Raw genomic sequence first — 22,050 nt, forward strand, 5'->3', positions numbered from 1 at the left:
AGGTAAGAGAGCAAGCTACTCACTAGTAAGGGGGCGCCGCGCTCAAAGGAGAGTGAGCGACCCATTCAAAAGTAATCGTATTTTTTTAATTACACTATTATTAATATCAAGCAAAGTAAAATGAAAATGAAATCAGTTTTTCTGTCAATGCTGGCGATAGCGGCATTGGCTAGTAGTTGTTCAAAACAAGAATTCGTTGATCCCCCGGGTCCTCAGGAAGGTACTAAAAAGTTGGTAGACATCATCCTTAGCAGCGGTAAACAGACAAAGGCGGCAGGAGCTGCAACTGTGGCTGAAGATAAGACGATCAATGATGTTACCGTATTTTTCCTGAATCCTACGGACCAGATCGTTTCTAAGCAATGGGTTTCAGCAACCGGTTTGACGGATAATGAAGATGGGACTGCAAAAACGGCAACCGTAGAAACAAGAAGTACGGCCTCTCAAATGATGGTAATAGCCAACCTTGGAAATGACCGTACTACGGGAACTCTCAACGTCAGTACCAAAGCCCAACTCGAAGCGGTTGTGCAAAGCCTTATAAACACCGACACTCCTCCGCTTCCGGTACAGGTAAAAGGAGACGTTCTTATGTCGGGTATAGGAGCGGTTGAGGACATGACAGCCGATACGGGCGGAGGTAATTCGACTGCAACTTCAGCGGTTACTTTAAACTTCGTTGCTGCAAAAATCAATTTGTCGAAAATCGAATTAGGAGCTGACGTAAAAGGTATATACGGCACGGATTACAAATTCACACGCGCCTTTTTGCTGAACGTACAGACAAACTCCTGGTATTTTCCTACTGCTAACAGCTATATACCTACCCCGAAAGCGTATGCAAACGGAGTAGCATGGGAGGGTAACTGGGGAACAGATCCCGGTTACACTGTTGCTGCCGATTTCAATCAGTCACTTAACTATCCTGATATGAATGCAGCCAAAACAGATATTGCCCACTGGTATGTTTTCGAGAATAATCCGGCTTCGGTTGCCTCGTCAGAAAATCCGACAATCCTTGTTGTAGAGGTTGAATGGACAAAAACAAAGGCAGATCCTACTGAGGGTGTAGAAGAGGTAAAAGTAATGAAAATGTTCAACGTTATTTTCGCTCCCGGTGATAAAGGCGAAATCAAAGCAGGACAAGCTTATAATGTAGCCCTGACATTCAACGGTGACTTCCGTCCTGAAGACGAAGGTGGTAACGGTGGTGGTGGTGACGATAATCCGGACCAGCCGAACGTCAACGCGAATGTAGCTATCACGGTAACTCCGGCGGATTGGACAGATCAATCTACAGAGAAACCATTCGAGTAAACAGCTCTGAAAGAAAATCTATCAAACTGCCCTCTTCCGGTGCTTGACACAGGAAGAGGGCTTACAACCAGTTCCAGGCAAAACACGCTGGCATCGCTGCCGGTATATTATCTGCAATAAAATAAAAAAATGAACGAAAACAAACATACATATCCCGGTTCCTCCCCGTGGCGGTTGCGACACCTGTTGCCGCTGCTCCCAGCCGTGCTCTTGTTTACGGTCGCAGGTTGCTGGAAGGATAGTCTGCCCGGCGTAAGACAGTTGAAGCTCAATTTCTACAACGCTTCACAAGCCGGTTCCGGCGCGATTCGGGAGATAGAAGTTTTTGTATTCGACGACCAACAACAACTGAGTAACCGCGCCACCGGCACGATCGACGGGACACTCTCACTCGATCGCCCTCGAACCACGACCCTCCATTGCATAGCATGGGGAAACAGCAACGATAAAAGCCTCAGGCTCCCGGTGCTGCAACCAGGTGACCCGCTCGACGGAGCATACCTCACCCTCACACCGCTTTCGCCTGCAAAGGACGGAACGCAATACCTCAACACGCCCCCCAACTTGTTCAGGGGAGCCATCGAAACAGACAACAAAACGATCGCCAGCCAGCCCTCCTTCAATATGAAGATGCAGCCGACCACGGCGTCTATTAATATAACGATCAGCGGACTGGCGGAAAGCACCCCCACGGAAACAGGCGACTACGCCATCGTAGTCAACGGATCGCCTGCCCGCATCGACTTTGAAGGAAACTACAGCGGCAATGCCGTTCACCGCCTGACAGGTTCTTTCAATACCCAAAAAGAATACATCATCCCGCCCTTCCGCCTCTTCCCCTCTGTTGCAGGCAAAGGAATAAGGATCGACATCGACCACAATGGGAAACTGCTGGAAAGTATCACGAAGACAAGCAACGGACAGCCGCTCCTCCCCGAGAAAGGCAAGGAACTGGCGTTGCTTATCAAATTCATCCCCGGCGGTGTAGAGGTAAAACTGCCCGGAGAGGGGCCGACCGATGTTGAAGTGGTTTACCCAAAATAACAGTACCGGAATAATTCAGATAAAACAAACAGACAAGATATGCACATGAAACACCTATTGAAGATAAAATCAGCCGCAGCCATACTGTGTGCCGTCGTTCTCTTATGCGGCTGTAATAACGAGATACGAACAGGAGGCGACCAAAGTGGTGGCGAAGAAGGCGAATTCACGACAGTAAACCTGTCGGTAGGCCTTGCTGCAGGCGAGCAGACCCTCGTTTCCAAAGGATTGACCGATGGGCAGGAAAACGCTATACATAACCTATATATACTTGCATTCCAGCCGGATGAAGCTGGAGACCATAGACTGAGATACTATGCGACCGGGAGATCGGGAACCGGCGGTAACGGGCAATTCAACTTTACCCTCCGCCGCAGCGTATCAGGGGCAGCCGATACAAAACTGCTCCTGATCGCTAACCAAAACCCTTATTCACTGATAAACACAGGCATGACATATGAGGAGGTACAAACTGCTTTAACCAGTAGTGAGTTGATGGGTGGACCGGCATTTGCCGACACCGGAATACCGATGTTCGGCTTTGCCGGTAACAACCCCGACACACTGCTGGAAATAACCGAAGGAATGACACTCAGTGCCAACCTGCTGCGTGCCGTAGCCCGGGTGGATGTGGGAGTAGGTACTTACAAAGAAGCAACCGGTGAATGGGACAAAGGGAATGTCGATTTCGAGCTGACAGAAATTTATGTATTTAAACCTCAAAACAGGTATACGCTCATACCGCTTACAAACAATCTGGAATACATAAACGACATTCCCTCCGTCACCGACCCTTCACCGGTAGGGGAACAGAGTACTGCCAACTTTCAATACACTATTACAAACAACACCTCGTGCAAAGCCGAAATATACATCCCGGAAGTTCTCTTAATGGAGGGAACCGTCTACGACACGAACCATGAAGAACGTATCGCCCTCGTTATCGGAGGTACACACAAAAGTAAAAAAAACTACTACCGCATCGACTTCACGACTGCCCGGACCAATGCGGCAGGAACTCCCTTACACGACGTCTTGCGCAACCATATCTACCGCTACTCCATCACCAACGTAAGTCAAGCGGGATATACAACTGCCGGAGCTGCCTACAGCGGAAAACCGGTCGGACTGAATCTCACGGTCGACATTGTCGATTGGCAAGCTGGAGTCGAGAGCAAGCCTAATGCGAATATGTTGGTGAACATGAATTTCGGGGGAATAAACGGAGCAATTAAAACGGGTACGATGAAAGAGAACGGAGTTTCGAAAGAATTTACAGTCAAGGAGAAAACTGATAAATTTGTAACAGATGACTGGAAAGTTAAACCCGGGCTCCGGTATAACAATTTAATCGGAGAAGCCGCCGATAACCTCTACAACGGAACCTTCAATGGTGGCCTGTACACAGGTGTCCAGGATGCTTTCTCCAGGGAAGGCCCCTATGCAAAACTGGTTATCGCCCCCGATAACGCCACGGAAGCTGTCATGTGGAGAAGCACACCTAAAGGAACTCCCAAAAAGGACCGTGTATTGGATGCCAAAAAGGCCTGCTTGGACTACCGCGGACAAGGAAGGAGCGATTGGCGCCTGCCCAGGTTGTCGGAGCTGTGTCTCTTGTGGCTGAACAGGGTATCGATCAACCAGTCCAAAGGGTTTACTTCGCTTGGTGTCAGCAGTGTAACTTATTGGACCGGCACGGAGGGCGGAAAAAACGACAAGGCCTATGCCGTAAATGCAGCAGGGGAGATCACTCTAAATGAAAAGACAAAAAAGTTTTCGGTAAGATGCGTTCGTGAAATCAGATAATAACAACAGCTAATATGCACATAGATATGATCATAAGAAAAAAAACAACCCGGATATGGGTGATAATAAGTGTATGCTCCCTGGGGCTATACATCACCGCCTGTGATAACGGCGAGTTTCCCGGAAATGAGAAAGAGACGGAAGGCGTAGATATCCGCTTTACCGCTTCCATATCCGACAGCCCGTCCTCCAGAGCTGCTAACGGTGCCGATATTTTGACAGGAACGGCATTTCCCGATGGTACGCACAGATTCGGAATGTTCATCACCGACAAAGAAGGAGCTGCCGTGGCAACCGGTTCGAATGATAATATGAAAGTGATTCTCAATCGGGCAACCGGTTCGGATACATGGGACTTTTTCGATAAAAACGACCAGACACTCTCCCTGAAAATAAAACATGGAGATTTTATCAACCTGGTCGGTTATTCCCCGTGGACAGCGAATGCAACCGCTACCTCCGTACCTTTCGACCTGACCGGTGACGCAGCAACATGGAAAGACCTGCTTTATTTGTCATCGCCGACCGAAGAACAGCAGGTGCTCGATGCAAATCCTATCGAATTGACATTCTCCCATGCCTATTGCTGGGTGACGGTCGAGTTGTCGAAACTGACGGATAAGAACGAAGTGCCTGTTAAGGCTGTCAGCATCGAACATGGTTATAATGCTCAAAAAGGGGTAATAAACAAGGGGACTATTAATCCAAAGACCGGTGATGTAATCAACGGAACTCCGGGGCCTATTACGATAAATTGTGCTACTCCCGTAAGTATACCATTGGAAGGGGGTGGAACATCCCCCTCCGAATTCAGTTTCCTCATTCCGTCATTCATGAGTGCGGATATTAATGATTATGATATTGTGATACGGGTCACTACCGAGAACAACGGTGTTACCGAAGTCCTCGCCTTCCCCTTGGCAAAAGCAAATTTGAATAATGCAAATGCAAATCTGTACGGTTTCCAAAAAGGCATGCATAACACTTACCATATCATATATAATAATTCAGAAATGATACTTTCATTAGCCGACTGGCAGGAAAACTTTATTAATGCTTCGACATTGGGAGGAGGGGTATCGGGGACACCGATTGCAGTAGAACTTTTACCGTCCTGGGGCATGAATGCCCTTAAATTAGATCTGGCTAATCACATTTACCATACTTATCTGGGAGAAGTCGCTGAAAATAATAACGGAGAGTACATGACACTGGAAGTAACTGGTAAGCCGCCATTATTCAGTGGATGGCTTCCATTTATGCAAAAAGAAGCAATTTATCCCAAATTAATGGTTGCCCGAAATTTAGCAATGGGAGGGGCCCCCGTCCCCTGGAAGGATGAAACAACCGGAGTCCTTATGGCCAAACAGGCTTGCGCGGATCTTAGGGACGGAGGGTATAGAGATTGGCGTTTGCCCAGAGTAAGTGAATTGTTTTTCTTTGTATATCAGACGCCGGATGGCATTAAGTTAAATGCCGACCAACTTTGGAGTGCGACAGAATTTGATGCTGACAACTGTTATTCAACAAATAAAGGCAATGACGATCAGTGGATATTCCCTGTAAAATCTTCAAAAACAGAAAATCTTTATGTACGCTGCGTAAGAGACTATAACAAATCTAATTCCATAATTTAAACCCGGATAGCAATATGACCTACATGAAACAAATCATATACGCAATAAGCCTTATATTTCTGTTGGGTGCCTGCACAGACGAAAAATACGGCGACACTTTCTCACCGGAAGTCCATGAGCCGGGCGAACCTGTTCCTGTAGAACTGGTATTGAACACACAGCCTGTACAGTCCCCTTTGTCCTCAGGTACAAAAGCAGGCGGTGATGTCGTTAGCTCGACACAGGTATGCAAAGGGATGGAAATAAGTTTGGTGGGAACCCCGGTAACCCGGGCAACCGTTGAAAGCGAAATAAAGAATTTCCAGATATTTCAGTTTAGCGGTACTGAGCTGACAAGCACCTTGATAAGAAAACAATTCATTAACGGCAATTCCGTAAAAGATGTCTTACTATCACCATCCGTTCCGGGAAAGAAAGACAGGATCATCATAATAGCGAATGCCGGAAATAATACTTTTGGTTTGCAGGAAGGTACTTCAACCCTGAACGATTTAAAAGACAAGGCAATTGGCTACAATGAAGCTAACAAGGCCTTCCCTTCCCATTTCCCCTTACTCGATATCGGTACGGACGGTACTATACCCTTTTCCGGAAGTGCGGATGTGATTGTTGTTGCCAATAAACAGGTCGACATCATGCTTTATCGCACGGTAGCCCGGGCGAAGGTAAATATCTCCCTGTCATCCGAGATGCAAGGCAAAGGGTATACAACCTGGACCTACCAGTTTATGAGTATCCCCAAAAAGAGTTTTTATAGCCCGGAAAGCGGGCAGGTGCCCGCTTTCCCCGGGGAAAGCGTCGGATATGCTGATTATATACAAAAAACGATTTTATTTTCCAGTCCTATCGACGTGTATTTGCCGGTCAACCTTCACCAGCCGGTTCCGTTTACAACACCGGAAAGGCGGGTAATCAATGCTCCCGCAGGCGCAACCTATCTTCAGCTTATGGGGTTGAAAATGAATGGGAACGTTATCAACCGGTCGGTAATCTACCAGATCCATCTGGGAAGCAATTTCACCGACGATTACAGCATTTCGTCCAACTATTCATATACGTACAATATCAGATTAACAGGCGAGAACGATGATGACTCGCGTGTTATCAAGTTCATCCCCGGATACTTCGGCGGTGCTCTCAAAATGTATGATTCGAACGGTAATGTGACATCCAATCCGTCTAAAGTTCTCACCTGGCGATACGATAAGAAGATTGAAGTATATATTACCGATGTGAATGATCCGGGTGGTATTAAATGGCTGGCTTCCGGCACCATGCCCGACTTGAACAGTCTGATGGACGGGCGGCAGAATTCCTGGGATTTAAGAAATCAAACCTCCTATTCGGCACTGCAAAGATGCATCGCTCTGAATGGTACTCCGGCACCCTCGACTATCAGCGATATGGAATGGTACATGCCCTCTTATGGCCAGTCGCTCGGTATTTATGTAGCCGGATCGAGTACACTCAGAACATTGCCAAACACATATTACTGGTCGTCCACTGCCAACACCTCATTTGCATGGGGCACGCAAGTGTGGACCGGCGCGAGTACCATGCAAAACGGAGGTAGTCTTTATAACCTTCGATGTGTTAAAGATTTAATTCCAGGAAACTTAGTGGCTGAATAAAAGTATCGGTATGAATATTAAGACAGAACATATGAAACGTAAATTATACATAGTTGCCATCGCATTATGCCTGCTTCCGGCTGCTGCGGCGTTTGGACAGGAATTAAGAAAAGAGAAACTGAGAGGAACCGCTGGTACAGCCGACAAAGATTATGCCGTCTTTTATTCCGTCGGTATGTCCGAAAACAGCATCTGGCCGCTTGGTATGGATCTTTCGACAGACGGTGCAACTATCCGTCATACGCACGACGGAGGTAACGGGAGCAACACCGGTGTGGACGCTAAAATCCCCTTCCGCTTTATCATTGCTCCGGCAGATGGAGGTTCCCTGAATAATTGGGCGGTTGCCATGGGCTTCAACGCAGGTGCCAATACCAACATCGATCAGGACGGAAGTAGCGCTGCTACGGGATGCCGTAGTTACGGCACCACTGAATTTCCCGACGGCTGGCGCATGCCGACTCAGCGGGAGATGATGATAATGTGGTTGTTCAGGGAGGGGATAAACAGCATTTATACCGGTGGAAAGATCGGTAGTGACACGGAAACCCGGTACTGGAGCGCAACAGAGATGAATGCGACCAAGGCATGGTATCTGAATTTCAGTACCACCGTACCGCAATCGACTGTTGAGATAAAAAACACCGCTTTCAAATACAGGTGCGTAAGAGACTTTTAACTCCCAAAAGACAGACAAGATGAACCGAATAGACACCATACTGGAAAAGGAACGGACCAATACGGACAGGATCTTTTTATACCTGTGCCAGGATCGGCTGATGGCCTTTGGCTATTCAGCCTATTATGCAACTTTGCTTTTCCCCGAACTGGAAGTGGTTCAAGGTGATAATACCGCAGGTGTGAAATTTGTTTTCACCAACTTCCCGCCGACTTACCTGTTCTCGCTTTCCGAACGGTTGACGGCTTTAATAGGAGATGAATATATAGAAGTTGCCGTACCCCAAGAAATAAAATCTCACCGGGATCGATTCGGTGACTGGATGGACAAGATTCAAAAATAGTAAATATAAAATTATGAACAAGACAGACTTTATTACCGAGTTAGCAGCGCGTACCGGGCGACCGGCTACGGAAGTACGTAAATTTGTAGATAAATTTTTTGCACTTGCCACCGAAGTCCTGGCGCGTGAAGAAGATGTTTTATTTTTGGGGTTCGGCCGTTTTTCTCCCCGTAAACAAAATGCACGCTTGGTGCGTAACCCCAAAACCGGTGCTCCGGCTATGTTCAACGGGCGCACTACGGTTCGCTTTAAACCGGGTAAAGATCTTTTCAATATGATAAATCAGAAATGAAACATATAAAACGACTAACAACTGTCCTCTTGACCGCCTTGCTGCTGGCAGGGTGTCAGGAGGAATTACCTCATTCGGCAAGCATTGAAGCAGGAAAGGAAAACCTGTCGTTCACGCAGGCCAGCGGATCGCAGACGGTGAAGGTCACGACAAGCCATGCCTGGACTGCCGTTTCGTCGGGTGGCTGGTTGACCGTATCGCCGGATAAAGGCGAAGCGGGTACCCACGAACTGGCGCTGACGGCGGCAGCCAATGTGTCAACGTCGGCACGGATAGCGCAGGTGGATATACAGGTAGGCCATAAGATCAGTACGATCAAAGTGTCGCAGGCACAACGGGATGTACTGGGGTTGGACCGCAACTCGGATGTGGTGTCCTGGCCCGCAGGTTCCGTGGAGTTCACCCTTTCCACCAATCTGGCGGACTATAAGGTCACGAGTGATGCCGCATGGCTGCAACCTTCCAACCTGAAATCGACGAAGGAGGAGAAGCTGGTATTGGCTTACGAAGAGAATAAAAGTTATGAGGCACGTACCGGGACAGTGACCGTAAGCAGCGGCAAGCTCTCCTCGAAGGTTGTGGTGACGCAGGGAGGACGCGGAGCCTTGTATTTCGTGATCAGTCGCGACACGGTGGAAGCCGCCGACGTGCGGTACGAACTGTCTCTGATGAAGAATACGGAGTCGAACGGGCTGCGTCTCATCGACAATGCCCCGTGGATCAGCCTGCCTCCCCGTAGCAAAGCGGTGCCGGTGGAGGAACGTGTCCGGTTGACGCTTCAACCGAACACCAAGACGGAGCCGCGCAAGGCACGCCTGGTGATAAAGGATACGGGCACGGGTGTCCTGATTACTGATACATTTACGCTGGTGCAGCGGGGACGGGAGAATGTGCTTCAACCGGAAATGCAGTCGTACGAAGCTGCGGTAACGGGCGAAACGTTCGATATCCCGGTGACTGCCAGCGGCCCTTTTGAAGTGGAACTGCCCGGGGATGCTCCCTGGCTGAGCGGGTCGACCGGTGTACAACTGGGCGGCACGTTGCGGTTTAAGGTGGAAGAGAATACGCGGCCTGAAGCGCGTGAGGCGGTGATCGTCCTGCGCCTGCAGAGCGAGGTGCCTGTCGAAGCGACCATTACCGTTACGCAGGCGGCTGCCAAGGTAACGGACACGGATCTGATTCCCCGCCTGTATAACTTGCTGGAGGGGAGTGTGGTGATAGAAACCGTGCCGGTGAACCTGGGGGCTTTCCGGGCAACGATCGACTATGATGCCGGAGAGGTTTCGAACTGGGTACATGATATCTATTCCAGTGGCGGAAAACTGCATTTCCGGGTAGAAGATAATATGGCGACCGGCAAGCGCAGCGCCACGATCTCCCTGATTCCCGAGGATAAGGAAGCAGTGGAGATCCGGGTCAACCAGAGCGGTTCGGAAGGCGCTTATATCGAGCTGAATACACCGGGGACACTGGCTTCATTCATTGATTTTTCGAAGAAGTACAAATATGAGTCTATCCGCCTGGTCTCGGAGAACGGGATCAATGCGGATGATATCAATACGTTGCGCAATAAAGAGTTGGCGATTAAAGATATAAACCTGGCAGGTGTTGTTATGGTGAATCTGCCGGAGGGGGCGTTTGAAGGAAACCGGACATTGCAGAAAATAACGTTGCCCGAGGGATTGCTGTCGATAGGAAACGCGGCGTTCGCGGGTAGTCGTCTGAAAGAGATCAAGTATTCAGGGGCACTGATGCTACAGGTTATTGGCGAGCAGGCTTTCGAGGGATGTTCCGGTTTGAAGATCGACGGTGTCTTCACCTCCAGCCTACAGTCGATCGGTGAGCGTGCCTTTGCCGGTGCATTCACCGAGAGCGAGTCGAACGAGCTGAACTTAATGGGGGCCTCCGGCCTGCGGACGATCGGTAAGGATGCTTTCCGGGCGTGCAATACGTTGACAAAACTGATACTACCGATGAACCTGGTGGAGATTGGCGAAGGTGCTTTCTGCGAGTGTTATAATTTGTCGGGGACACTGACTTTGCCTACGTCACTGGCTACGATCGGTGGGGAAGGTTTCTATAATTGCAAGAACCTGACGGGAACGTTGGTGCTGCCGGCCTCCCTGAGTCAGTTGGGCGAACGTGCCTTTATGAGGTGTACGGCGCTGACGGAGCTGGATTTGTCGAACTGCCGTTTGACGATGATCGGTGCGGAGGTGTTCAAGGAGAGCCTGTCGACTACCTCCGGCAAACTAACGGTTCCTTCGGGGGTGAATCTTATCGCTGCCAGTGCCTTTGAAGATACGGGTTTTACGGAAGTAGACCTGCCAGCAACACTGGCGCTGATCGAGCGGAGGGCCTTTTATAATTGTAGGAATTTATTGACAGTAACCTGTCGCCGTACGGGAACACTGCCGGTATTGGATGCCGACTATCCGGCGGAAACATTCGGCGGGGTAGATATAGCGGGACAACGTACCCTAAAGGTCGATCCGCAGTCGGTAAAAAGCTACAAAAGTGATCCGTCATGGATGGAGGCGACACCGGCAGAGGGTAGTATCAAGTGGAGTATTGAAGGATATTAGCAAGATATTGAACCCCAAATGACAGGTTTTGTAGGGGCGGGGTTTACCCGCCCTTTGCGACAATAATATAACAACCGATGGAGAAGGGCGGGCAGACCCCGCCCCTACCAACGACACTACATTCAATTTTGATAAATATTGAAACATTCAAACCTTACAAAATCAAATAAACGAATAAAGATTTAATTATAATAAAATGTACAAACAATTACTATTACAAGGATGCCTGGGACTTGGCCTTGCACTTACTTCCTGTGCCGGACAGCGGCCACTGACAACGACGGTGGAGGCTGTAATCCCCGCTCAGGCTATTATCCCTATCGAACAGGAAACGGTGAACCCCGGTCAGCTATCCAACTCCGACATACGGAACCTTCAGATTCCGCAGTTGCGGGTCGATGCCGCTTCGGTCTACCGGGAAATGTTGCTCTATACCGACCTGGAAGACGAGAATGTACCCCAAAACATCACCGAACATCTGACGGCTTTCATCGACTATCCGGCAGGCAGCGTTAAGCTGAGTCCCAAATACGGGAATAACCGTGCCGAACTGGAAAAACTAAATGACCGCCTTCATCCGTTGCTGGATTCCCCGAAGAAATTGAGAGTCAAGTTAACCGGCTATGCCTCACCCGATGGCAGCACGAAAGAGAACGAACAACTGGCAGGCAACCGTACGATCCAGTTTAAGAACTATCTATTGAAACAATATAAACTTCCGGACGATGGCACAGTGTCGGTAGACTGGGGTGGTGAAGACTGGGAAGGGCTGCGTCGTGTGGTGGCCGCTTCAGACAAAGCGTATACGCGTCAGGTACTCGCTATCCTGGACGCAACGACTAATGCCGACGAGCGTCGTAAACAATTACGCAATCTGGAAAAAGGAGCCGTTTACAAAGATTTGGAGAAAAACGTCTTTGCCCGCTTGCGCCGGATCGAGTTGGCTGTAACGGGTGAAACGCAGGCAGTAAACGCAGCCGGACAGGACCCTGTCGAATTGGACGAACTGGCAACCCGGCTATACACGGCACCTAAAACCTTGTCGCAGGAAGAGTTCCTACGGATCGCAGCGATATACCGTCCGGGAACGGAGCAATACCGGGAAGTCTACGAATTGATGGCCTACCGTTTTCCCGATTGCCGGGTGGCGCAACTGAATGCGATGGCGGCAGCGTTGTCGTTGGGAGATAAAGAGTCGGCGCGTATTTTCGGGCAGCGTTGCGCAGACGATTCCCGTTCGTATATCAATCAGGGTGTTTTGCTCCTGATGGACGGCGATGCGAACGGCGCGTGCGATTATTTCCGGAAAGCCATGTCCGAAACCCCACGTCGGGCGAGGAAGAATCTGGAGGTGGCGCAGGAACTGATGGAACGGCGTTGAGCACAGGTTTGTAATGAATAAAAGGTGTATATAAATAAGGTATATATAAATAAAAGGAATAGGCTATGAATAAGACAGAACTCTCTCGCGCCATACGGAAGGCAAGAGGTTGCACAATGGCGGAAGCAAAAGGGTTGCTCGATACGTTTATGGAGGTCTTTACGGAGCAACTGGCCAATGACAAGTCCATAAACCTGCAAGGTTTCGGTGTCATAAAACCCTGGCATCAGACTCCCCGTCGTGCCCGTAATCCTAATACCGGCAAAATGGTCATCATCCAGGCACGTATCAGCGTCAAATTCCGTCCCGGAAAGCTGTTGTTAGATGCACTCAATAAACGTGGCCGGATGATGTGAATTTAGAAATGAAATAAAAAGATTAATCATAAATTAAACTGATATGATGGGGGAAGAAGATCGTAATCCGGAAATCATCCGGAGAGTGGACGAGCAACTGAGTAACGTCCGGAAAGAGCAACGGGTCATGAGACTTTGGGGCGGTGTGATACTGGGTGCCAACCTGTTGCTGCTGGGCGGCTTCCTGTGGATGTTGAGCCAGGGGGCAAAACAGCCTGTACCGGTGGAAACCGGCTTCCAATTCCCCACACCCGCCACGCCTGCCGAAGAGGACAGCAGCATCTGGGTAGCCGATATCGTCCCGAACGACAGGGGCAACACGGATAACGTGAGCAACATAGATAACACTGATAACGTGGATGACACAGAAAACGTAGATGACGTAGATAACGCAGACCGCGTGGATGATATGGATATGCATGACGACACCGCTGCCAACAATATGGACGAGGCGGTTGAGACAAACGATAAAGATTACGCAGAGGACGCAGAGGACGCAGAGGACACAAAGAACGTGGACGATGCGGACAACACGGAGGAATCCCCGTTGCCGCCCGTCCCTGTCGTTGTCGCTGTTGCCCCGGCAACTACTCGTCGTCCGGTAACCGTCCGGCCACCCGCTGCAAGGACTGTCAGAAAAGTCGTGCAGCCCCGTCGTCAAAAGACAGTGGCATCCATTCCGGCCTATATCATTACACGACCGGGAATGACGCTGCGTTCGCTGGCACGTCTTTATTATGGTAGCCAGGTGTTCTGGGTCTATATCTACGACCGGAATACGAGGGTTCTGTCCTCGCTCGATACATCCTCCTTCGATGCTCTTCCTACGGGTATCCGACTGGAACTGCCCCGTTCCGCCGACTACGGGATGGATGCCACCGAGCCCATATCGTTGCAGCGGGCCTGCAACCGGGCGAAAAGCCTGGCGAAACAATGAAAAGAAACAACAATTAATCAAATAACATACGGACATGAAACTACGTACACGATTCTCCGGACTGCTGGTCATACTCTGCCTGTTGGCCGTAACTGCTACCGGACAGAGTTACACCATCCATTTTATCAAAGGAACGGAACGCATCAACCACCAACGGCTGCAAACGGCCAATAACCTGGAGGAACTGACCACGCTGTTGTCGGACTGCCGCCACCAACTGGCTACGGGAAAATATACCGTCTCGTTAACCGCGCTTCAAAGTGTCTCGAAACGCTACGATCCTGCTGCCCGCGAACTGGCGATAAGACAGGCTACCTTTCTGCAGGAGTATCTGACAGGGAGCTGCTGCCTGGACGACCCCGACTTGTTCGAGCTTGATGTCGATGCCCGTACCGACCTGGATAACCGTGTGATCGTAGAACTGAGGAAACACCCGGCTGTAACCGATCGGCAGCCGGTCGTTTCACCGCCTTCAAAAAAGGGTACGGAGTCACTCCCCGGACAGAAGGCCGCGTCAGAGCAAGCCGGAGCGAAAGAGGCAAAGATGGTGAAGAAGGTAAAGGTGACGAAGGATACAAAGGATCCAAAGGTAAAGGTGACGAAGGTTAAGGATACAAAGGCTGAACCCGTGACTAAGACTACGCCGAAATCTGCACAGAAGCTTGCACCGAAGTCTGTGTCTGCAAAGACGACCGCAACGACCGTTTCGGCTACCGCACCTGCCAACCGTTTCCTCCTGGGATCTGTCGGGCTGGGGGTAAAGACGAATGCGCTGCTGTTTGCCGGGCTGCTGCCGGACGGGTCGATGTATTCTCCGGTGGCGAATGTAGCGGGGGAGGTGTATTTTATGGATCGTTTCTCAGCGCAGGTGTTGTTTGCCTATGCGATGCCTTACAAGAAGGGCGATCCGTATAATCTGTTCAGCATGACGTGTCTGATGGTGGAACCACGCTGGTGGTTGTGGGGCAATAGTCGTTTCCGCGGGTTGTATGCCGGAGTCTACGGGCAGTACGGTACCTTCGATGTGAGTATAAAGGAGAAGCTGGAGGATAACAGTACCGGTTCGTTCTATGGCGGCGGAGTCTCTGTGGGCTGGCTTCAACCGGTCTGGCGGGGCTTCTATGTCGAGGCGGGAGTGCAGGTAGGCTATCGTATCGATATCGTCGATGTCTACGAATTCACCCCCGGTAGCCCCTACAAGAAACTGGCAACCTATCCCCTTAACAGCTTTACGCTGCAAGGAATGAATTTGTCGGTAGGGTATCGGTTTTAGGTAGTCTTTTCTTCTTTTGATATGGAGGAAATGGAAATATTAGTTATCTTTGTGATTGACAAAAATAATCACCATTATGACAAGTATCGAGTTAAGAACATCCATATTGACAGAAATAGCCTCTATCATGGATAACGAAGAACTGATGAGGCAAACACTTGCTTATTTACGTAAAATAAGGCAAAAGAATATAGATACACCTTGTCGCTTTACAGTGGAAGAACTGAAAGAAGAGATTGAATTGTCGGAAGACGATGATCGTCACAATCGGTATTACACAACAGAAGAGTTGCGCAAAAAGCATCCATTATGCAACAGATGAAACTAAGATGGATGAAACGTGCCGTCAAACATCTTGATACAATCTATGATTTCTTGGCTAAGAAAAACGAACAGGCTGCAATAAAAGTGTATAATGAATTTCTTGATACTGCAGATACTTTATTAACTTTTCCTTTAGCAGGAAAAGAAGAAGATGCATTAAAAGACAATCCGATGATTTATCGTTCTTTAGTAGCTTGTAAGCATTATAAATTAATATATCGTGTAGAAAAGAATATTATAAAGATCCTTGCAGTCTGGGATTGTCGGCAAAATCCAAAGAAACTAAAAAGAGTTATTTAAAGACTTTTATCTATAATTATTCCCGTCCTGCCCGCTCCATTCAAAGGAGTCGGCAGGACGTTTTCGTTTCCGTCATGTCCAAAAAGGTTGTAAAAAGTATAATAACAATGTTTTTTAATATGCTGGCAACCTATCCCCTTAACAGCTTTACGCTGCAAGGGATGAATCTGTCGGTAGGGTATCGGTTTTAGGTAGTTAAAGCAATGCTACCAGTTCTTCAAATTGTTCTTTATTGAGAGCTTTGCTTCTGACCTTGCTTCGGTAGGAATAAACCGTAGCCAGCGAATATCCCAGGAAATGGGCGATATTGCTGCTGTCGTTTATTCCGAGCCGGATGAGGGCGAAGATACGCAGTTCGGTCGACAGGATCTCACCGGATTTTGGATATAGTTTTCCCTCTTCCGTCATCAAACCGTTGAAAGATTCGGTGAAGCGGGGGAAGAGCCGCAGGAATGATTTGTCAAACTCGTTGTAGAAGTTTTTCCGCTCGTCGCGTATGAACTGTTCGGACTTGATCGTCTTGAACAAATCATCCAGCTTGGAGGCCATTGCCAGTTTGGCGAGCGAACGGCGATACGTATCCAGTTTATCCAGATAGATGACACATTGGTTCAGGTAGAGTGCGATGTATTCCTCTTTTATTTTGCTGGCCTGGCTCAGTTCCTTGTTGATTTCCTGCAACTGCTCGTTGGCGGCACTTACTTTCTTACGCATAAGCGATAGCTTTTTCATCTGGCGGTAGAGGTAGAAGATAGTGATCAACAAGAGGAATGCCATCAGGCTGATACTGATAAGCAGGGTACGGGTGATCTGTTTCTCTTTCTGTATTTTCAGTTTATATACTTTATCCACGATCGGGAAAAACTCGGTCACTTCCACCGAACGGAGACGGGCGTTGCAGGCAACTGCATCTTCCATTGAACAGCTCAGGTATTTGTATGCCCGTTCGATATCCCCTTTTTCAAACATCAGTAATGCCAGTTTTTGCAGGGATATGTATTCACGTTTGGCTGCTTTCAGGTCACCGATCGCTGTTTGTGCCAGGTAATAGATTTGTTTTTCCGTATCTCCTTTTTGGGCGTATGCCTGTGACAGGTTATATAATATGTATATGACGGATTCTGTACCTTGGGCCTTTTCCAGTTCTTCGTTCATCAGGCGGATGGCTTCGTCGGGATTGCCGTTTACGATCAGCCGGTCTGCCAGAACGATATTATGGTCGGTACCGTCCGGGGTGACCGCCAGGATCGAGTCGCGGTAAGCGTTTGTCTGGGCGATATATTTATGACGGTCGTTCGTACGGGTGTAGTCGGCTATCCAGCCATAAAAGGTACGACAGGTATAGTAATAATAAAGTAATGACCTTTCGCTTAAATCTTCTTTTTGTATTTGTTCCAGTTGTTCGGGAACTTCGTTATAAAGTCCCATGATGCCGAGAACCTCCGCCCGGGCTATCCGCAGGTCGTTCTTATAGGATGAATTACGGAGCGAGTCGATCAATGTCTCTCTTCTTTCCAGACAACGCAGAGCCGAGTCTGCCTGAAAATGCAGATAGATACCGAACAAAGTTCCGTAAAGTTCATATTTACTTTCCAGCGAAGAGGTCGTTTTCAACAGACTTTTAATGCTATCGGCTTCCTGCTTTCTCTGCTGCTGAAAGAAAGGTTTCTGCGCAATCGTGCGATCCAGTTCTTTTAATAGGGATAGATTCGTTTTGTCTTTTTCAGAAGCATAAGACAGCTGAAAGCAGAACAGAAATAGGAGAATGGCTGATATCGTTTTAGTCATAGGAGTGTTTTTCATTTCATTCGTGACAAAGATAATAAATTACCGTTTCATTCTCTTTTCAAGAATAATTATTGTTTGTCAAAGAAAACATAGTCACTATTTTCTTTCTAATGCGTTTTGATTTTTGTCTTGTCTGTTTGTGTTTATGTATCTGTAAATCAGTTGTAAGTGTCTTTTATGCGTTTTGATTTTTTTTCTAGTGAAAGTTTTCGGTTGACTAACCCTCTACATTTGCTTCCGTTAACAAACAAATCATCCATGAAACAAATTATTATTACGATTGTATTATGTCTGACCTTCAATCTGCCCGGAATATCGGCTTTGAATGTGCAGAAAACAGAACCGGCATTCTGGTGGTCCGGCATGCAGAATACCGAATTACAGATTTTATTATACGGTAACGATATCTCCACAGATAATGTCTCTCTGTCGGCATCGGATATCCGTATCAAAGAAATTGTCCGGTTGGAAAATCCCAATTACTTATTAGTATATCTGGATTTGACGGAGACGGCTCCGCAACAATTCGATATCATTCTGAAGAAGAACGGTGAACAGGCTGTTATCCCTTATCAGATCAAAGATCGTAAAGACAGCCCTGCCGGTGCAAAAGGATTTGATGCCTCCGATGTATTATATCTGATCATGCCCGACCGCTTCGCGAATGGCAATCCCGACAACGACCGTGTTGCGGGAATGTTGGAAAACAAGGTAGACCGTTCCGATTCTTTTGCCCGTCATGGCGGTGATATTCAAGGAATAGAAAATCATCTGGATTATTTTACCGATCTGGGTGTGACAGCTATCTGGTTGAACCCCATTCTTGAAAACAATATGCGCGAAGGTTCTTACCACGGCTATGCAATCACCGATTATTATTCCGTCGACCCGCGTCTGGGTAACAACCAGGATTTCTGCCGGATGGTAGAAACAGCTCATAATAAGGGTTTGAAGATTGTGATGGATATGATCTTCAATCATTGCGGTAGTGAACATTTCTTCTTTAAAGATAAACCGTCCGATAACTGGTTCAACTTCCAGAATAATTTTACACAGACCTCTTACCAGACCATGCCGCAGATGGATATACACCGTTCGGATTACGACAAGACGAAAAGTGTGGACGGCTGGTTCACTGAATCCATGCCTGACCTGAACCAACGGAATCGTCATGTGGCTACCTATCTGATACAGAATAGTATCTGGTGGATCGAATATGCCGGGATAGACGGTATTCGTCAAGACACACATCCGTATGCAGACTTTGAGATGATGGCACGCTGGTGCCGGGCAGTCAAAGCGGAATATCCTGATTTCAATATTGTCGGCGAAACCTGGCTCGGCAGCAATGTCGGTGTTTCTTTCTGGCAGGAAGATAGTAAGGTAGCTTATCCCCGTAATTCTTATTTGCCTACCGTGATGGATTTCCCGTTGACCGGTCTGATGTCATACGTGTTCGATGAAGAAACGAACGAATGGGACAGGGGACTGGCGAAGATTTACGATTATCTGTCACAGGATATTGTGTATGCCAATCCGATGAACCTTTTGGTATTCCTGGATAACCACGATACCTCACGTTTCTATAAAACGAAACCGTCTTCCGACCTGAACCGTTACAAACAGGCGCTGGCTTTCCTGTTGACTGTCCGTGGAATCCCCCAGATCTATTACGGAATGGAAATATTGATGGCCGGTGATAAAGCGAACGGCGACGGTGTTTTGCGTAACGACTTTCCCGGAGGATGGAAAGGAGATAAAATCAATGCATTCATTCCGACAGGACGCGATTCGTTACAGACGGAAGCCTTCACCTATATGCAGAAACTCCTTCGGTGGCGTGCCGGGAATGAGGTGGTCGCCAAAGGTTCCTATAAACATTTCATTCCGCGCAACGGCGTTTATGTCTACGAAAGACGATTGGGAAACCGTTCCATTGTCGTTCTCCTGAACGGTACGGATGAAAAGAAAATGCTAGACCTTGCTCCCTACCGGGAAGTGCTTCCTGCCTCTTCGGCTAATGAGTTGTTGAGTGGCAAGAGTATCCGGTTGGATTCTTCCCTGTCTCTTTCCGCAAGAGATGTTGTGATCCTTGAATTTTAATGTTAATATAAATCATATAACACCATGAAACGTAGTATTTTGTTTTTGGCCGCATTGTTCGGCTGCTGTGCGGTGTCATACGCCCAACAATTACTCTCACCGGATGGAAATCTGAAAATGACTTTCAAGCTGGATGAAAAGGGCGCACCGGTTTATGACCTGAGTTATAAACAGAAAGAAGTGATCAAACCCAGTAAATTAGGACTGGAGTTGAAGAAGGAAGATGCGGATGCCGCTGTCGACTTCGAGTTCAAACAACGCAAAGATGTCGCAGCGTTGGATAAAAAGACGAACCTGTATGACGGATTCAAAATAACGGATACCCGCACGGCTGCTTTCAATGAAACTTGGCAACCGGTATGGGGAGAAGAAAAAGAGATTCGTAATCAGTATAACGAACTGGCTGTTACGTTGGATCAACCGGCAAACGACCGTTCTATCGTTATCCGTTTCCGCCTGTTCAACGACGGGTTGGGGTTCCGTTATGAATTTCCGCAGCAGAAGGAGCTGAATTATTTCGTGATCAAGGAAGAAAAGTCGCAGTTTGCCATGGCAGGCGACCATAAAGCGTTCTGGCTGCCGGGCGATTACGACACACAGGAGTACAGCACGATGACTTCCCGCCTGAGCGAGATCCGCGGGTTAATGAAAGAAGCCGTTACGCCTAACTCTTCACAAACTCCTTTCTCCCAGACCGGCGTTCAGACACCGTTGATGATGAAGTCGGAGGATGGTTTGTATATCAACCTACATGAGGCTGCTTTAGTGGATTATTCCTGTATGCACCTCAATCTGGATGACAAGAATATGGTCTTCGAATCATGGCTTACTCCGGATGCCAAAGGGGATAAAGGGTATTTGCAAACCCCGTGCCAGTCTCCGTGGAGAACAGTTATCGTAAGTGACGATGCGCGTGACATCCTGGCTTCACGCATTACCCTGAATCTGAACGAACCTTGTAAACTGGAAGATGTTTCCTGGATCAAGCCGGTTAAATATATCGGTATCTGGTGGGATATGATCACCAATAAAGGAACATGGGCTTATACGGATGAGTTGAGCAGTGTCAAATTGGGCGAAACGGATTACACAAAGGTAAAACCGAACGGTCGTCATTCTGCCAATACTGCTAATGTGAAACGTTATATCGACTTTGCAGCTGCCAATGGTTTCGACGCCGTCCTGGTGGAAGGATGGAATGAAGGTTGGGAAGACTGGTTCGGAAAGAGCAAAGACTATGTATTCGACTTCGTAACTCCTTATCCTGATTTCGATGTACAGGAAATCCATCGTTATGCGGCAAGCAAAGGTATCAAGATGATGATGCACCATGAAACTTCAGCTTCCGTACGTAATTATGAACGTCATATGGACAAAGCCTATCAGTTCATGGTAGACAATGGATACAACAGTGTGAAAAGCGGTTATGTAGGTGATATTATCCCTCGCGGCGAACATCATTACGGACAGTGGATGTGTAACCATTATCTGTATGCCGTAAAGAAAGCTGCCGATTATAAGATTATGGTAAACGCCCATGAAGCGACTCGTCCGACCGGCCTGTGCCGTACGTACCCGAACCTGATCGGGAACGAATCGGCTCGTGGAACCGAATATGAATCGTTCGGAGGTAATAACGTCGACCATACCACGATCCTCCCATTCACCCGTCTGATCGGTGGACCGATGGATTATACGCCGGGTATTTTCGAAACGCATTGTAGTGCGATGAATCCGTCGAACACCTCACAGGTACGTTCTACGCTGGCACGCCAATTGGCTCTTTACGTAACGATGTACAGTCCGCTTCAGATGGCTGCCGACATTCCCGAACATTACGAACAATATGCCGATGCCTTTCAGTTTATCAAGGATGTTGCTCTCGATTGGGACAAATCCCTTTATCTGGAAGCTGAGCCGGGCGATTATATCACGATTGCACGCAAGGCAAAAGGTACAGGTGACTGGTTTGTCGGTTGTACGGCAGACGAGGACGGACATGATTCACGTCTCTCTTTCGACTTCCTCGAACCGGGTAAGAAATACATCGCAACAGTATATGCAGATGCAAAAGATGCCGACTGGAAAAATAATCCGCAGGCCTATACTATTAAGAAAGGACTGTTGACAAACAAGAGCAAATTGAATTTGAAGGCTGTCTGCGGTGGTGGCTACGCTATCAGTATCTTCGAGGTGAAAGACCTGAAAGATATAAAAGGGTTAAAAAATCTATAAGGTAAAAGGATTGTTAAGG

The 22,050-nt window shown here is 48.1% G+C and carries 18 protein-coding genes; 17 read left to right on the top strand and 1 reads right to left on the bottom strand.

The window, feature by feature from the left end; all coding sequences use genetic code 11:
* Window positions 1–120 precede the first annotated feature (120 nt).
* From M1P97_RS00195 to M1P97_RS00265, 15 genes are all read left to right on the top strand, one after another.
* Window positions 121–1,317: a fimbrial protein gene (locus tag M1P97_RS00195; RefSeq protein ID WP_249388066.1), complete on the top strand. Its 1,197-nt coding sequence runs from the start codon at window positions 121–123 to the stop codon at window positions 1,315–1,317.
* 129 nt (window positions 1,318–1,446) lie between these two features.
* Window positions 1,447–2,361, top strand: a complete 915-nt coding sequence (locus M1P97_RS00200; RefSeq protein ID WP_249388067.1) for a FimB/Mfa2 family fimbrial subunit — start codon at window positions 1,447–1,449, stop codon at window positions 2,359–2,361.
* A gap of 45 nt (window positions 2,362–2,406) precedes the next feature.
* A complete protein-coding gene (locus tag M1P97_RS00205; protein ID WP_249388068.1) occupies window positions 2,407–4,167 on the top strand; it encodes an Lcl domain-containing protein in 1,761 nt (586 codons plus the stop codon).
* Window positions 4,168–4,193: 26 nt separating this feature from the next.
* Window positions 4,194–5,804: a fimbrillin family protein gene (locus tag M1P97_RS00210; RefSeq protein WP_249388069.1), complete on the top strand. Its 1,611-nt coding sequence runs from the start codon at window positions 4,194–4,196 to the stop codon at window positions 5,802–5,804.
* A gap of 23 nt (window positions 5,805–5,827) precedes the next feature.
* A complete protein-coding gene (locus M1P97_RS00215; protein ID WP_249388070.1) occupies window positions 5,828–7,435 on the top strand; it encodes a DUF4906 domain-containing protein in 1,608 nt (535 codons plus the stop codon).
* Between the two features lie 31 nt (window positions 7,436–7,466).
* Window positions 7,467–8,114: a DUF1566 domain-containing protein gene (locus M1P97_RS00220; RefSeq protein ID WP_249388071.1), complete on the top strand. Its 648-nt coding sequence runs from the start codon at window positions 7,467–7,469 to the stop codon at window positions 8,112–8,114.
* Window positions 8,115–8,133: 19 nt separating this feature from the next.
* Window positions 8,134–8,457 carry a hypothetical protein gene (locus M1P97_RS00225; protein WP_249388072.1) on the top strand — a complete coding sequence of 108 codons (324 nt, stop codon included), beginning with the start codon at window positions 8,134–8,136 and terminating at the stop codon, window positions 8,455–8,457.
* A gap of 13 nt (window positions 8,458–8,470) precedes the next feature.
* On the top strand, window positions 8,471–8,749 hold the full coding sequence (locus M1P97_RS00230) for an HU family DNA-binding protein (protein ID WP_249388073.1): 279 nt from the start codon (window positions 8,471–8,473) through the stop codon (window positions 8,747–8,749).
* On the top strand, window positions 8,746–11,334 hold the full coding sequence (locus M1P97_RS00235) for a leucine-rich repeat protein (RefSeq protein WP_249388074.1): 2,589 nt from the start codon (window positions 8,746–8,748) through the stop codon (window positions 11,332–11,334). Before M1P97_RS00230 ends, M1P97_RS00235 begins: the two co-directional genes overlap by 4 nt.
* A gap of 196 nt (window positions 11,335–11,530) precedes the next feature.
* The gene (locus M1P97_RS00240; RefSeq protein WP_249388075.1) at window positions 11,531–12,715 is read left to right on the top strand and encodes an OmpA family protein; all 1,185 of its coding nucleotides are present in this window, start codon (window positions 11,531–11,533) and stop codon (window positions 12,713–12,715) included.
* Window positions 12,716–12,780: 65 nt separating this feature from the next.
* Entirely contained in the window at window positions 12,781–13,071 is a 291-nt protein-coding gene (locus M1P97_RS00245; protein ID WP_249388076.1) for an HU family DNA-binding protein, read from the top strand.
* A gap of 43 nt (window positions 13,072–13,114) precedes the next feature.
* Entirely contained in the window at window positions 13,115–14,008 is an 894-nt protein-coding gene (locus tag M1P97_RS00250; protein WP_249388077.1) for a hypothetical protein, read from the top strand.
* 34 nt (window positions 14,009–14,042) lie between these two features.
* Window positions 14,043–15,281 (top strand): DUF3575 domain-containing protein, encoded by a 1,239-nt coding sequence (locus M1P97_RS00255; RefSeq protein ID WP_249388078.1) that lies wholly within the window; start codon window positions 14,043–14,045, stop codon window positions 15,279–15,281.
* Window positions 15,282–15,357: 76 nt separating this feature from the next.
* Window positions 15,358–15,603 (top strand): hypothetical protein, encoded by a 246-nt coding sequence (locus M1P97_RS00260; protein ID WP_249388079.1) that lies wholly within the window; start codon window positions 15,358–15,360, stop codon window positions 15,601–15,603.
* Entirely contained in the window at window positions 15,591–15,905 is a 315-nt protein-coding gene (locus M1P97_RS00265) for a type II toxin-antitoxin system RelE/ParE family toxin (protein ID WP_249388080.1), read from the top strand. The genes M1P97_RS00260 and M1P97_RS00265 overlap by 13 nt, the downstream gene beginning before the upstream one ends.
* A gap of 195 nt (window positions 15,906–16,100) precedes the next feature.
* Here the strand turns inward: M1P97_RS00265 and M1P97_RS00270 are convergent, their stop codons facing one another.
* Window positions 16,101–17,693 (bottom strand): DUF6377 domain-containing protein, encoded by a 1,593-nt coding sequence (locus tag M1P97_RS00270; protein WP_249388081.1) that lies wholly within the window; start codon window positions 17,691–17,693, stop codon window positions 16,101–16,103.
* A gap of 258 nt (window positions 17,694–17,951) precedes the next feature.
* On the opposite strand from M1P97_RS00270, the gene M1P97_RS00275 reads away from it, so the two are divergent.
* Window positions 17,952–19,796 carry a glycoside hydrolase family 13 protein gene (locus M1P97_RS00275; RefSeq protein WP_249388082.1) on the top strand — a complete coding sequence of 615 codons (1,845 nt, stop codon included), beginning with the start codon at window positions 17,952–17,954 and terminating at the stop codon, window positions 19,794–19,796.
* Window positions 19,797–19,820: 24 nt separating this feature from the next.
* Window positions 19,821–22,031, top strand: coding sequence for a glycoside hydrolase family 97 protein (locus M1P97_RS00280; protein WP_249388083.1), 2,211 nt, complete (start codon window positions 19,821–19,823; stop codon window positions 22,029–22,031).
* Window positions 22,032–22,050 lie beyond the last annotated feature (19 nt).

Source organism: Parabacteroides leei (assembly GCF_023369805.1).
Classification (GTDB): Bacteria; Bacteroidota; Bacteroidia; order Bacteroidales; family Tannerellaceae; genus Parabacteroides; species Parabacteroides leei.

Bases quoted from the DNA above. Each gene is read 5' to 3' on its own strand.
- M1P97_RS00195 (WP_249388066.1), top strand. From the start codon at position 121: ATGAAAATGAAATCAGTTTTTCTGTCAATGCTGGCGATAGCGGCATTG.
- M1P97_RS00200 (WP_249388067.1), top strand. From the start codon at position 1,447: ATGAACGAAAACAAACATACATATCCCGGTTCCTCCCCGTGGCGGTTG.
- M1P97_RS00205 (WP_249388068.1), top strand. From the start codon at position 2,407: ATGAAACACCTATTGAAGATAAAATCAGCCGCAGCCATACTGTGTGCC.
- M1P97_RS00210 (WP_249388069.1), top strand. From the start codon at position 4,194: ATGATCATAAGAAAAAAAACAACCCGGATATGGGTGATAATAAGTGTA.
- M1P97_RS00215 (WP_249388070.1), top strand. From the start codon at position 5,828: ATGAAACAAATCATATACGCAATAAGCCTTATATTTCTGTTGGGTGCC.
- M1P97_RS00220 (WP_249388071.1), top strand. From the start codon at position 7,467: ATGAAACGTAAATTATACATAGTTGCCATCGCATTATGCCTGCTTCCG.
- M1P97_RS00225 (WP_249388072.1), top strand. From the start codon at position 8,134: ATGAACCGAATAGACACCATACTGGAAAAGGAACGGACCAATACGGAC.
- M1P97_RS00230 (WP_249388073.1), top strand. From the start codon at position 8,471: ATGAACAAGACAGACTTTATTACCGAGTTAGCAGCGCGTACCGGGCGA.
- M1P97_RS00235 (WP_249388074.1), top strand. From the start codon at position 8,746: ATGAAACATATAAAACGACTAACAACTGTCCTCTTGACCGCCTTGCTG.
- M1P97_RS00240 (WP_249388075.1), top strand. From the start codon at position 11,531: ATGTACAAACAATTACTATTACAAGGATGCCTGGGACTTGGCCTTGCA.
- M1P97_RS00245 (WP_249388076.1), top strand. From the start codon at position 12,781: ATGAATAAGACAGAACTCTCTCGCGCCATACGGAAGGCAAGAGGTTGC.
- M1P97_RS00250 (WP_249388077.1), top strand. From the start codon at position 13,115: ATGATGGGGGAAGAAGATCGTAATCCGGAAATCATCCGGAGAGTGGAC.
- M1P97_RS00255 (WP_249388078.1), top strand. From the start codon at position 14,043: ATGAAACTACGTACACGATTCTCCGGACTGCTGGTCATACTCTGCCTG.
- M1P97_RS00260 (WP_249388079.1), top strand. From the start codon at position 15,358: ATGACAAGTATCGAGTTAAGAACATCCATATTGACAGAAATAGCCTCT.
- M1P97_RS00265 (WP_249388080.1), top strand. From the start codon at position 15,591: ATGCAACAGATGAAACTAAGATGGATGAAACGTGCCGTCAAACATCTT.
- M1P97_RS00270 (WP_249388081.1), bottom strand. From the start codon at position 17,693: ATGACTAAAACGATATCAGCCATTCTCCTATTTCTGTTCTGCTTTCAG.
- M1P97_RS00275 (WP_249388082.1), top strand. From the start codon at position 17,952: ATGAAACAAATTATTATTACGATTGTATTATGTCTGACCTTCAATCTG.
- M1P97_RS00280 (WP_249388083.1), top strand. From the start codon at position 19,821: ATGAAACGTAGTATTTTGTTTTTGGCCGCATTGTTCGGCTGCTGTGCG.